This window comes from Microcoleus sp. F4-D5 (genome assembly GCF_036704885.1).
Taxonomy (GTDB): domain Bacteria; phylum Cyanobacteriota; class Cyanobacteriia; order Cyanobacteriales; family Microcoleaceae; genus Microcoleus.
Map to the genome: position 1 here is coordinate 38,563 of NZ_JAUBSX010000053.1, position 12,622 is coordinate 51,184.

Below are 12,622 nucleotides of genomic sequence, written 5' to 3' on the forward strand. Positions count from 1 at the left end.
TTACCGATATCAGCGCCTTGCGCTCGCTCACCAATCTGACAAAACTGGATCTCTACAACAATCAAATTACCGCTCTGTGCGTGTTAGGCCTCCTCGCACAGAAACGTCTTACTCTCTCGACTAGACCAATTGATGGTCAAAAAGCCACAGAAGCCATCAAAGTTGCCTATGCCGCTATTGGCTTTGAAGAACCCTCCGTTATTATTTGCAGCAGTCCCCGCGACGTTTGTCTCCAAATCTTCAACTTGCTCAAACGCGACCATTCACAAAACTACTCAGACGAATACAGCAATAGATTGGGGAAAAATCTAGAGCGGAAATGGATGTCCCCTGTGGGAGAATTTGCAAGTCCGGGGGTGTGGAAGTACGAGCTCGATTGCATGACGATCGAGTCCGAAGCAGACAGCACACTGCGTTCGCTAATCAACCAATTCGTTGACGAATATAAGCGATCGGAACGAACGATGGGGAATGTTTTGCCTGCTAATTTGATATACCTGAAATTGCCTGTAACCCCCACGACTTTGTTTAAAGAAATCTATTTGACCCAATGGTATATCTCTTCATTAGGCGTCAATCTTTCCCAAAAGGCACAAGAAATACTTCGCTGCCAAAAGCAGCTTTTCGAGCATTGCGGTTGGATATTTCCGTTTGAAAAGATTTGCGCGGTGTGCGATCGCCCCCGCCACCTGCGCTTTGACAGTCAAAACCGCCTGCACGCGGAAGGAGAACCTGCCATTGAGTTTGCGGACGGATGGAATTTTTACTATTATCACGGCGTCAGATTGCCTGAAGAATACGGCCAAATCCACCCCAATCAATGGCAATCCCAATGGCTTTTAACAGAAGAGAATGCCGAAGTTCGGCGAGTGTTAATTGAAGAAATTGGTTACGATCGCATTTGTCAAGAGTTGTCAGCAGAACAAATAGATAGTTGGCAGGAATATGCACTATTACAAATAGATAACGCCGATGTCGAGCCGATTTGTTTGTTAAAAATGACTTGTCCGAGTACGGGATTCATTCACGCTTTGAGAGTGCCGCCTAACCTGACATCAGCTAGGGAGGCAATTAGCTGGGTAAATTGGGATATCGATCCAGAGGAATTTTCCGTGCAGACTTGATATAGCAGAAGGAAGAAGGAAGAAGGAAGAGGGAAGAAGGAAGAAGGAAGAAGAAGGAAGAGGGAAGAAGGAAGAAGGAAGAGGGAAGGAGGAAGAAGGAAGAGTTAATATTAGCAAGGATTTGAGCGATCGATAATGTCTTTGTTTTAATTTCAGAAACGAGATGACAATTCCTGGAAGAACGGGCTAGGCTAGCTGCAGACATCTATTGCGATCGGGATTTACGCACGGGTGGCCAGAAACCGGGTTTTTTGCCCAGAAGACGGGTTATAGCCCGTAAAAACGACAAAAACCCGGTTTCTTTGGTTTTGATGCGTAATATCGTGTCCGGTAGATTAGTCGAGGGGGCAGGTTTATGAGATTGTCTGTTTTCGGCAATTATTGTCGGTGAACCTGCCCCTACAAGACATGGCGTTTGTAATAACGGATCGGATCTATCTGAGATATTGCAGTATTGTCCATTAGCTGTAGGGGCGGGTTCGCCAGTAGGCTTAAAGTTTGCAGACAGGTTAAATAAACCCGCCCTCCCCCACGAATAATCCCCTCAAATCAATCGGACTCGATATAACTTTTATGATTCCCAGGAATCCACCAATAAAACTTCATTCACCCTCCAAACATGGCAAAACAACTAGCAATAGAAACTCGCGGGCTGACGAAACAATTCGATCGCCATATAGCCGTAAATGACATCGATTTGCAAGTAGCAGCAGGCGAAGTATGCGGACTGATCGGCCCCAACGGTGCCGGCAAAACTACTTTGCTGCGGATGTTGGCGGCGGCTGAGGAACCGACTACAGGGGAAATTTACATCAACGGGGATAGGTTGTTGCGCGATCGATCGCACCCGATTCTCAAACAGCGCATCGGCTTTCTTCCCGATGACTTTCCCCTCTACGACGACTTGACTGTTTGGGATTATTTAGACTATTTTGCCCGACTCTACAACCTCCAGCAACCGCGCCGCCGAGAGCGAATCAACTTTGTTTTAGAACTCGTGCAACTAACAAACAAGCGCAACAGCTTAATTTCCACCCTCTCGCGGGGGATGAAACAGCGCCTGAGTTTGGGGAGAACTATCATCCACGAACCGCTATTGTTGTTGTTAGACGAACCCGTTTCTGGCTTAGATCCGATCGCCCGAATGCAGTTCCGCGAAATTATCAAAGTTTTGCAAGAAGCCGGCATGACCGTAGTCATATCATCTCACGTCCTCAGCGACTTAGCCGAACTTTGTAGCTGGGTGGGTATCATGGAACTCGGATATCTGGTCGAAAGCGCACCTTTACAAGAACTTTACAAACGCCTCAGCCGCCAGCAAATTTTTATGTCGGTTTTAGGAAATAAATTAGAAGCGCTAACATCGGCCTTAAAAAACTTTCCTTGGGTGGAAAATTGGGCAATAATCTCGGAAACTCAACAGGTGTGCGTTGATTTTTCAGGAAGCGCGGAAGATGCGGCAAATTTATTACGCGAACTCGTCGCGGCCAACATTCCCCTAACCGAATTCCACTGCACTCAAGAAGACTTAGAAACCATCTTCCTCAAGATGGGACACCAGCAAGCATCTTAATTTGCTGGTTTCCGGTTTACCAGAATAAACAGTGAGTTATAACTGAGTGATTAACCATGCTCATTCAGCCTTTTATGGGCGGGCAGGATACGCACCCCAAAATCAAACTCACTCTTCGCTTCACGGGCCGGAGAGCCCGTTATTGAGAATAGTTTAACAGTGAGTTACAACTAACTCATCACCCATTCCCAATCACGAATAACCAATGACACTCAACTTACTAGATAAAATAGGCAACTGGAATCCCCAGTTATTTCGAGAAATTAAAGGCCGCTTGAATACTGGCAATATTGCGATCGCCTCTGCCCTTTCCCTGGGCGCTCAACTGCTGCTGTTGATGTGTTTCAACGCCCAGCTTCCCGTTACCCCTCCTCATGGGGAGTACACTTACCCCATCTATCACAGATTTTGCTCTTTAGATAACCCCCATCCCTATGAAAAAATCTGCGTCAGAGATGCCTTGGGCAACTTTCTCATTAACTGGCGGGAGTGGTGGCTGGAGATATTCGCTTGGCTGAGCATATTTAGCGTCTTAGCTTTATTAGTAGCAGGGACTTATCTACTTGTCAGCGACTTAGACAAGGAGGAACGCCGCGGCACGCTCAACTTTATTCGCCTCAGTCCCCAGTCTGCCAAAACAATTTTTCTCGGCAAAATTCTCGGCGTCCCAATTTTACTGTATCTAGCAGGAATTCTGGCCGTACCGCTGCACTTGTACGCTGGATTAGTCGCTCAAATACCCCTGAATGAAATTTTATGTTTCTACATAGCAGTTGCAGCTAGCTGTGCTTTGTTTTACAGCAGTGCGATGCTATTTGGATTGACAACCAGTTGGTTGGGAGGATTTCAACCTTGGTTGGCCAGCGGTATGGTTTTTGTGACGTTTGGGATTTCTGCGCTCCCTTTCACGCGAACTGCTTGGGATTTGTTCAAATTTTTGTCTCCCCTTGCTATCCTGAGATATCAGCTTTTTCTAGTTGATAGAGGTGAGTTCCATTCGTTGGTTGAAGACTTAGACAAGCTGCAATGGTTTTACTTGCCAGTCGGTACAAATATTGCGAGTGGCATTGCTTTGTCTCTCTTGGTTTGCAGTACAGGAACCTACTGGATGTGGCAGGGATGGCAGCGCCGCTTTCCCAATCCCAGCGCTACAGTTTTGAGCAAGCGGCAAAGTTATTTGCTAGTTATCTGCTGTCAGACAATAATTTTAGGATTTGCACTCCAATCAAACCCCATATCAGGCAGCAGTCTCCCCACCTTACTGATGTTGAATTTGCTGATGTTCTTAGCTTTAATTGCAGCTTTAACATCTGACAGACAATCTTTGTACGATTGGGCGAGGTATCGTCAACAAATCGTTCCCAGCAGTCAGAAGCTGTGGAGGCGCTACCCGCTACTCGATTTAATTTGGAGCGAAAAAAGCCCGGCTTTAGTTGCGATCGCGATCAATTTCCTCAGCTCAGTAATAATTTTAACACCTTGGGCGCTGTTGGAAAAATCTGAGAATAATGGATTTGGGGGTGTAATTTTCTGCCTGAATCTCATCCTAATTTACGCAGCCATCACCCAACTATTCCTATTTACCAAAACCAGAAATCAGGAAATTTGGGCCATCGGGACAGTCGGCAGCGCTATCTTGTTGCCGCCTCTGATTTTATCTATGCTATTGCTGACCCCAGAAAAAGCTCCTATTCTCTGGTTGTCTTCAACATTTGGTGGCTTTTTGTTTTCGTCGTCTCTGGCAGCGTCAGGAAATACGATTTTGCTATCTATACTCAGTCAGTGGACTGTCTTGGTGTTGTTGAACTTCAAATTGAGGTCGCAACTGAAACTCGCAGGGCAATCAGCTTCTAAAGCACTGCTGAAAGCTTGAAAAAGTAGGGGAAGAGCTCAAACGTGAAACTCCGATTCAGGCAGGGATTTAAACCCCTGCCTGAAAGCTTAAGTCGTCTGAAGACGACTGTTCAACTAACTTATTATGCCAATTCCGCATTTATAATCGACTTTATATTGAGCGATGGTAGCCGCCGCTACACAGACAAAGCCCACCTTCTGAGGTTTTAAGACTCAAGTTGAAAAATAATTTCTGACTGTACAGATCCAAAATTATAGAGTCAGCGTATATTACTAATGAACGCAGTACAAAATTTCATACGTTCGCACCGATAAAAATTTCAGCTTGCCTGTTTGCAGTTGAGCTGCGGTCGCCCTTGGCTGCACACCGAACTATAAAATACGGCTAAGCGATCTGTATTTAGGAGTGGGTTTATTTGAATCGGGGGCAGGTTTATATAGCGGTTATCAAGCGTTGTGAGGTATGGGGGCGAGTCCTATGCCTGTGCCTGCGGAGGTCACGGAGGCCGCGGCAGCCGCGAAAGCACCTCATGTTACTGAGAAAGGCTATATATCATTTTAGCTGCGTGCAATACTTTTATGCCAACCCACCCCTACAGCCGAAAATAAGAAAAACTATCCTAAAAGTGCCAATGTGTGATATTTTGACTGAGAATACTGCCGCCGTTAGGCAACAGAAGTATCAAATTTAGAGGGTGATTAGAGCATGGCAGAAATTAGAGACACCGCCCAAGCAAACTTGTTAGCAGGAACTCCAGAAGATGACCTGATTTTTGGTTTGACGGGCAATGACACCATTGCCGGAAACGCTGGTAATGACAGCATTTATGGAGGTAAGCAAAGCGATTTAATTGATGGGAATTCGGGTCAAGATTCGCTGTTTGGAGATTTAGATAACGACACTATTAACGGCGGAGAAGGTAACGATTTTTTAGTAGGCGGAAAAGGCAGCGATTCTATATCGGGAAACTCCGGCAATGATGTTTTGTCGGGCGATCGAGATACTGATATCCTGATAGGCGGAGACGGGGCAGACATATTTGTTTTGAGGCGCTACGCAGAGGCTGACCCTTTCCGTACCAGCGGCGGTGTTAATTTGGCAAATGCGGACGCGATCGCGGATTTTACAGTCGGTACAGATTTAATCGGTTTGGCGGGAGGTCTAAGTTTTAGCGACTTAAATATTCTCGAAGCTGGAAACGATACTGTTATTCAAGACCGGGTAACAGGAGAATTTCTCGCTACTCTCAGAGGGGTGAGACAAATCGCGATTAACCAGGCAAGTTTCACTAATAATATTAGCAGCGTTGTTCCCAATCCCCCGCCTCCAGCGCGGACAACGGCTTATGCTTTAACTCCTGCTAATCGGATTGTCGGTTTTAGTCTTTCCAATCCCGGAAGTGTGATCTCTGATTTGCCCGTGACTGGATTGCAAGCGGGAGAAAGTTTGCTGGGAATAGATTATCGGCCGGCTAACGGTTTGCTTTACGGTGTGGGTTCTAGCAATCGCTTGTATACTATCAATCCGAGAACCGGGGAAGCCAGTCAAGTCGGTAGCGGGCAGTTTGCTGTTCCCCTAACTCCGGGGGCTGCGGGTTTTGATTTCAATCCGACAGTCGATCGAATTCGGTTTGTCAATCAAGCCGATCAAAACGCCCGCCTCAACCCAGATAACGGGGCACTTGTGGATTTTGACACGCTGGCGGGGGGAATTCAACTCGACGGGAATTTAGCTTACCGGGCGGGCGATCGCAATTTTGGGTCAAATCCGGCGGCAGCAGGGGCTGCGTATGTGAATAACTTTGCCGGGGCAACTTCGACAACGCTGTTTGTAATTGACAGCGATTTGGATGTTTTGGTGCGACAAGATCCGCCGAATAATGGAGGGTTGAATACGATCGGATCTTTGGGAGTTGATGCTACTAGCGTTCTCGGCTTTGATGTCAAGAGTGTTGGCGGCCGCGAAGTGGCGGTAGCGGCGCTAGAAGTTAGTGGCGTTTCGGGCTTGTACAATATCAATTTAAGTACCGGTCAAGCTTCTTTCGCGGGTCAAATTGCCGACGGGAGACAGATTAACGGTTTGGCTTTGCCTTTGCCTACAGCTTACGCTTTAACTGTCAGAAATGGCGCTGAAACAATTGTCGGTTTTAACGAGGCGGCACCGCGGGCGATTCTCAGCGACGCAGCAGTTACTGGGTTGCTGCCGGGAGAAAGTTTGCTGGGAATAGATTTTCGCCCCGCTAACGGTGTGTTATACGGTGTGGGTTCTAGCAATCGCTTGTACGCCATCAATCCCGTTACTGGGCAAGCAAGTCCAGTCGGTAGCGGGCAGTTTGCTGTTCCCCTAACTCCGGGGGCTGCGGGTTTTGATTTCAATCCGACGGTCGATCGAATTCGGTTTGTCAATCAAGCCGGTCAAAACGCCCGCCTCAACCCAGATAACGGGGCACTTGTCGATTTTGACACGCTGACGGGGGGAATTCAACTCGACGGGAATTTGACTTATGCTGCGGGCGATCGCAATTTTGGCAATCCCGGCGCGGCAGCAGGGGCTGCGTATGTGAATAACTTTGCCGGGGCAACTTCGACAACGCTGTTTGCGATTGACACCAATTTAGATGTTTTGGTGCGTCAAGATCCGCCGAATAACGGAGTGTTGAATACGATCGGGTCTTTGGGAATTGATGCAGGTACCGTTCTCGGCTTTGATATCAGGAGTGTTGGCGGTAACGAGACGGCTTTGGCTGCGATCGAGGTTGGCGGAGTTTCCAGCCTGTACAATATCAATTTGACGACCGGTCAAGCTTCGATTGTCGGTCAAATTGGTGACGGGCGAGGGATTAAAGGTTTAGCACTGACTTTGATTTAACTGCTAGATTCCCAGCGATTTTAGATTGATTTTAGGCATCAATTATTTATTTTTTAGGTGGGAAATTGAAAAAAAGTCAACTTTTCTACACTCTCAAATTGCAGGACTAATGCCAACTGGCTACAAGTCGATGGTCATGTGACTGTTGGCATTAGTCCTAATTGTCAATCTAAAATCGTTTGGGCAATTCCCAATACTTCGGCTACGCGAGAGTACAAGTTCAAAATTCCAAATTCAAAATTCCCAACTTGAGGTAGCATATTATTTTGACAACAAAGATAAGATGTTATCTCAAGTTTTTTACTTGCTCCGTTCCCGCAGTGACGGCAAATATCTCTGTGCCAATCCCAATCCAGATGCGGCAGTTAGTTACCTGCTGATGTTTCGCGAAGACTATGAAGCTTTGAGCTATCTCAACGCCCACGCTGCTGAGGTTGCCGATCGATTCGGAGTAGAATCGATTTCCGGTTCATCTGTGAAAACACTGCTGGAACGTTGGGGATTTAACGGTGTGGGGGTTGTTCAAGACCCGCTGTTGCCGAATATTGAGTTTTTAAGGACTCGTTAAAGTTATTTTCCTTAAAATTGAACTCGAATCATGAATCTAAAAAAAAGGTTGCCACACTCTCCCTTTGCGATCGCCGCTTATTGCCTAATTATTGCGATCGGCATCATGTTTTGGGGCGGGCCGAGTTCTGTAGCTGGAGCAGTTGCAGAATTGAGAATTGGCGAAGGGTCTAGCTCTGAGTTAGCCCTTCGTGAAGGTCATCGAATGACGATCGTGTCCGGACATTCTTTTTCATGCGATTGGAAAGATGCCTCCAATAACATCAATCGATGTAGAACGAACCTGAAAGGTCGATCGCTTGAGATTGAATTTAAGGTAGAACCCTTTAAAGTACCGCAGTGTAATATTAGATACAGCGAACAATCGTTTCAATGCGGCGGTTCTAATGACTACCGCCACAAACCCGGTCAAGCCGATCTCTGGATAGAAAATTCTCTGGGCTTAACAGACTTCGATCGAATTTGGCTTTTTTTAACCAATCCATTAGCCAATCTCTTCGGAAATATTACCGAAATTGATTGGAATAATATAATACCTATTTTGACTTGGGTAGTAGCCATTCTAATTGCAGCGGCACTCCGTTTGCAATTTATGCAAACACCCAGGGTTGGGTCGAGATTTGCAGGTTTCATTCTAATCGTGCCGATATCAATATTAATCACACCGATCGTTTGGTGGTTTACACTATTAGTCTTGGTACTAACCGGACACGCTGATTGATAAAGTAATAATAAGTAATAGACATCTCCCATAATTATTGTGGAACAGGCCGTCCAGCCTGTTCTTCACAGCCTTTTTGGAAGATGTCTAATAAGTGATAAGTGATAAGTGATTAACTCTCGAATTATAATTTCCATTTTCAAGCGCGGAAGCAAAGAGAGTAGTCATGCGATAAAGCCGTTTCCCGAATTCTCGGATGAGATTCAAAATAGCGTTATCGATCGCCTCGCCTTAAACGGAACTTACACCGTGTAATGGCTGTAGCGATCGCCCGCTCGACCTTCCCGAGTCCGAAGCCCCATATCTAGTGCAAATTGTCAAATATATTAACCTTTTACCCTAAATCTGAATCCTGTTGTATATTCGTAGTCTGTTGATTTATTCCCACACGTCAGTACACAACATATGGTTCGAGAATTAGAACGATCGAGTGCCAGCGAGAAACGCAACCTGTCTGATTTCCCTGAAACAGCACCCGCAGCCAATCCAGTATTTTTCAGGACTTACAGCCGCCGTACCGAGACGGGAAGGGAGACTTGGGCCCAAGTGTGCGATCGAACAGTCAAGGGGTTGGCATCGCTTGGAAACCTCACCCCCGAAGAAACAGAACTGCTGCACCGGATGCAAAACCAGCTCAAAACCCTCGCTTCAGGCCGCTGGCTGTGGGTAGGCGGCAGCAAATGGATCGAGCAACCAGAGAATTTTTCCGGCGCATATAATTGCTCCTCAACAAATATTCTCGACTGGCGTTCCTTTGGTTTGTTGATGGATTTGGCAATGATGGGCTGCGGCACCGGCGCAGTCTTGGAAGCACAATATATTAGCCAACTGCCGCCGATTCGCAACCGCTTAACCCTAACCATGCAAGGCCAAATCGGCTATACACCCGCCCAGTTGCGCCGTCAAGAAACAGAAGTAAAAATAGCAGAAAAAACCGCAACTATTTATGTCGGAGATTCTCGCCAAGGTTGGGTAAACTCCTATCAAACTTTGCTGGAATTATCCACAGATGAAAGATTTGCAGGAGAAGTTCAAGTATTTATCGATTTGAGCGACGTTCGTCCGGTGGGAGAACCTTTAAAAGGTTTTGGCGGAGTAGCAAATCCCGTGAAATTACCCGACCTTTATCAGCGCTGCGCCGCTATTTTGAATAAAGCTTTAGGGCGGCAGTTAAATTCAGTTGAATGCTGCGTGTTGATAGATGAAGCGGCGGTGACAATTGTTGCTGGAAACATTAGAAGATCGGCCGGAATGCGTCAGTTTTATGCTGATGACGAACTCGGAGCAAATGCTAAAAATAATTTGTGGCAACAAGATGAAAGCGGCAACTGGAGAATAGATCCAGAACGCGATGCCCTTCGGATGGCCAACCATACGCGAGTTTTCCATACCAAACCTACACTAGAAGAATGTATTGATGCTGTCCGCAAACAGTATTACAGCGGGGAAGGTGCGATTCAATGGGCCGGGGAAGCTGTAGCTCGATCTAACGTTGATTTACTTTCAACACCGAGTCTTAGAAGTGAGTTTTTGAAAGCTTACGACGAAGGAAAAGCTAAAGATTGGTTGCAGGAACGCCATCCTAATATGAGTGCGGAAGAATTAGAGCATCGGTTAGTCCGTATGGGCTTAAACCCGTGTGGTAAGTAATTTTGCCTCACGTAAAAAACCTCGCAAAATCGGAGAAGACTGAGATGTTAACTCCGAGGTAAGTAGGGGAATTAAAAATCCTTTACCACCGTAGAGCGTACCGGGTGAACCTTCTTTTTTGAAGAATATAATCCTGGCAAGAGTGCGGGGCATTTACAACTACAGTAAATGAAAAAGTACGCCGAGCTACAGGTAAAATGGAATCTGTAGAACTAAAGGATAAAAAGCCTTTAGGGTAACAAAACTGGAAATCATCGGCTCTAACTTCCACTGTAATTTGGCGGAGGTTCACCTCAACCAAATTGACCCTTACAATTTCAAAGAACAGGAGGAAGCTTTCAGGGCTGCGGCTCTATCTGTGGCGGTACTTCTCAATCACAAATTTCTTGAACCCCGCTATCAATACAGCCGCGAACTAGACCCTATTGTCGGCGTATCTTTCACGGGATTGTTCGATTTCTTCGTTCACGCTTTTGGCGTTGAGTGGCTGCGCTGGTGGGTGGAAGGCCGCCCGCAAACTCCGCAAGGAATCGCTTTTAAACAGCGGGAAGAAGAGTATTTGACGGGTTGGCGCGAGATTGTGAATCGGGTAGTATGGGATTATTGCGATCGCCATTCCTTAAAACGCCCAAATCGCTGCACAACGGTTCAACCGTCGGGTACTAAATCTCTGCTGACAGGTGCTTCGCCGGGGTGGCATCCGCCGAAAGCCCAGCGTTTCATTCGCCGCATCACTTTCGGCAAAAACGACCCTGTAGCCCTCGCCTGCATCGACTACGGATACAACGTGATTCCGTCTCAATCTGACAAGGATGAAAACGGCAATTTGCTGAACAATCCCTTCGACGAACGCTGCACGGAATGGCTGGTAGAAATACCTGTTGCGGTAAGTTGGGCTGACTTGCCCGGTGCTGATGAAATTGATATTAACAAGTTCTCAGCGGCGGCACAAATGGACTTTTATATGCAGGTGCAAAAGTTCTATGTCAGACATAACACTTCGGCCACCATTGAACTGCGCGAAAATGAAGTGGAAAGTTTGGGCACTCGGATTTATGAAGCGATTCGCGATGATGAAGGCTACATTTCCGCAGCGCTTTTAGCTCGGTTTGATGCTCTTGAAACTTTCCCGCGTTTGCCCTTTGAACCGATAAACAAGGAAACTTACACCAAGATGGTGGAAGAGAGTTTAGCGCGCCGCGAAATAGATGTTTTTCATGCGGCACTAAGTCGCTATGACTTGGGTGAAATGATGGATTCGGGGCCGGCGGGCTGCGATTCTGATAAGTGTTTGATGCCGGAGACTAAGGCTATGTAATAGCGTTGAAAAAAATCCCCCAAACGGGGGATTTTTTTATGTTTTTAAGTGCTGGTTCAGCAAAAATCGTAGGGGTGGGTTCACCAACCATAATTGCCTAAAATCAATAATCTCGTAAACCCGCCCCCACCCAACGACTAATTGTCACTCCCTCCCCGTGTCCGGGAAGGGGTTATTTGAAAATTACCGATCGAATCTTCTGTCGCAAGTGTCAGCTTGCTGGGATTCTAGCAGGTCGGGGTTAAATATCACCGCGAATTTCCCGCCAGGAACCAAGCGACGGAGAATCTCTAGATGACCGTCCGCATCCGATCGAGTGCGGAACTGACCAACTGTCAACCGCTGCATTTTGGGTAGCAAACGAACCATAACCCAAGGGTAAAGTCGTTCTTTGTAAGGCATAATTAACTTGTCTCCATACGTATGGGAGCCAGAGCCAGTGCTGATAGGTTGGTAGCCGGGACGCACTGGCTTTCTGACGAACGTGATGTTCTCCTCTGATACTACGGACAATTTTTGGTTAAGTCAAGTTAACCATAGGAATTCTGAAATCGGTGCAGTGAATGAGTAGTGTGGGGGAAAAACTCAAACAGCGACGCCAATCGCTGTCTTTGACGCAGCAGCAAGTTGCTGATGAATTGGGCGTGACTGTAACCACTGTGAAAAATTGGGAAGCGGGCAGACATATTCCAAAACTCTATCTCGAACAGACGAAAGCATTGTGCGACCTCCTGAAGCTTTCCTTAGACGATTTGGTAGATTAATTTTTTTTTATTTTGGTAACTAATAGCAACATGATAAGAGGTGGAATTCCAGATGATATTCCTACTAATTTACAAGAGCAAATACGGGAGCATGTCAAGTTTGCGCGCGCTCGCTCTATTCTCAGTGCGTGCGATCGCTCCATTTTCGGAGTGAAGAGGGAAAAGTTGCTTCCAGGCAACAA

The 12,622-nt window shown here is 46.6% G+C and carries 10 protein-coding genes; 9 read left to right on the forward strand and 1 reads right to left on the reverse strand.

The genetic code is table 11. The annotated features are described in order from the left end of the window. Positions 1–8 precede the first annotated feature (8 nt). From QUA80_RS22115 to nrdJ (QUA80_RS22150), 8 genes are all read left to right on the forward strand, one after another. Complete coding sequence (locus QUA80_RS22115; RefSeq protein WP_333427226.1) at positions 9–1,124, forward strand: DUF6745 domain-containing protein; 1,116 nt, start codon at positions 9–11, stop codon at positions 1,122–1,124. Between the two features lie 619 nt (positions 1,125–1,743). Next, positions 1,744–2,697 carry an ABC transporter ATP-binding protein gene (locus QUA80_RS22120; RefSeq protein WP_333427220.1) on the forward strand — a complete coding sequence of 318 codons (954 nt, stop codon included), beginning with the start codon at positions 1,744–1,746 and terminating at the stop codon, positions 2,695–2,697. A gap of 205 nt (positions 2,698–2,902) precedes the next feature. After that, positions 2,903–4,570 (forward strand): hypothetical protein, encoded by a 1,668-nt coding sequence (locus QUA80_RS22125; RefSeq protein WP_333427221.1) that lies wholly within the window; start codon positions 2,903–2,905, stop codon positions 4,568–4,570. A 687-nt stretch (positions 4,571–5,257) separates the two neighbouring features. After that, the gene (locus tag QUA80_RS22130; RefSeq protein WP_333427222.1) at positions 5,258–7,420 is read left to right on the forward strand and encodes a DUF4394 domain-containing protein; all 2,163 of its coding nucleotides are present in this window, start codon (positions 5,258–5,260) and stop codon (positions 7,418–7,420) included. A 283-nt stretch (positions 7,421–7,703) separates the two neighbouring features. Beyond that, on the forward strand, positions 7,704–7,988 hold the full coding sequence (locus QUA80_RS22135) for a hypothetical protein (protein ID WP_333427223.1): 285 nt from the start codon (positions 7,704–7,706) through the stop codon (positions 7,986–7,988). Between the two features lie 30 nt (positions 7,989–8,018). Beyond that, the gene (locus QUA80_RS22140) at positions 8,019–8,708 is read left to right on the forward strand and encodes a hypothetical protein (RefSeq protein WP_333427224.1); all 690 of its coding nucleotides are present in this window, start codon (positions 8,019–8,021) and stop codon (positions 8,706–8,708) included. 405 nt (positions 8,709–9,113) lie between these two features. Further along, the gene (gene nrdJ / locus QUA80_RS22145) at positions 9,114–10,358 is read left to right on the forward strand and encodes a ribonucleoside-triphosphate reductase, adenosylcobalamin-dependent (RefSeq protein ID WP_333427225.1); all 1,245 of its coding nucleotides are present in this window, start codon (positions 9,114–9,116) and stop codon (positions 10,356–10,358) included. A 253-nt stretch (positions 10,359–10,611) separates the two neighbouring features. Continuing rightward, positions 10,612–11,676, forward strand: a complete 1,065-nt coding sequence (nrdJ, locus tag QUA80_RS22150; RefSeq protein WP_333427227.1) for a ribonucleoside-triphosphate reductase, adenosylcobalamin-dependent — start codon at positions 10,612–10,614, stop codon at positions 11,674–11,676. 183 nt (positions 11,677–11,859) lie between these two features. On the opposite strand, the gene QUA80_RS22155 is transcribed toward nrdJ (QUA80_RS22150), so the two are convergent. Then, positions 11,860–12,078, reverse strand: a complete 219-nt coding sequence (locus tag QUA80_RS22155; RefSeq protein ID WP_015175487.1) for a hypothetical protein — start codon at positions 12,076–12,078, stop codon at positions 11,860–11,862. Between the two features lie 161 nt (positions 12,079–12,239). On the opposite strand from QUA80_RS22155, the gene QUA80_RS22160 reads away from it, so the two are divergent. After that, a complete protein-coding gene (locus QUA80_RS22160; RefSeq protein ID WP_015175486.1) occupies positions 12,240–12,440 on the forward strand; it encodes a helix-turn-helix transcriptional regulator in 201 nt (66 codons plus the stop codon). The last annotated feature ends 182 nt before the right edge of the window (positions 12,441–12,622 follow it).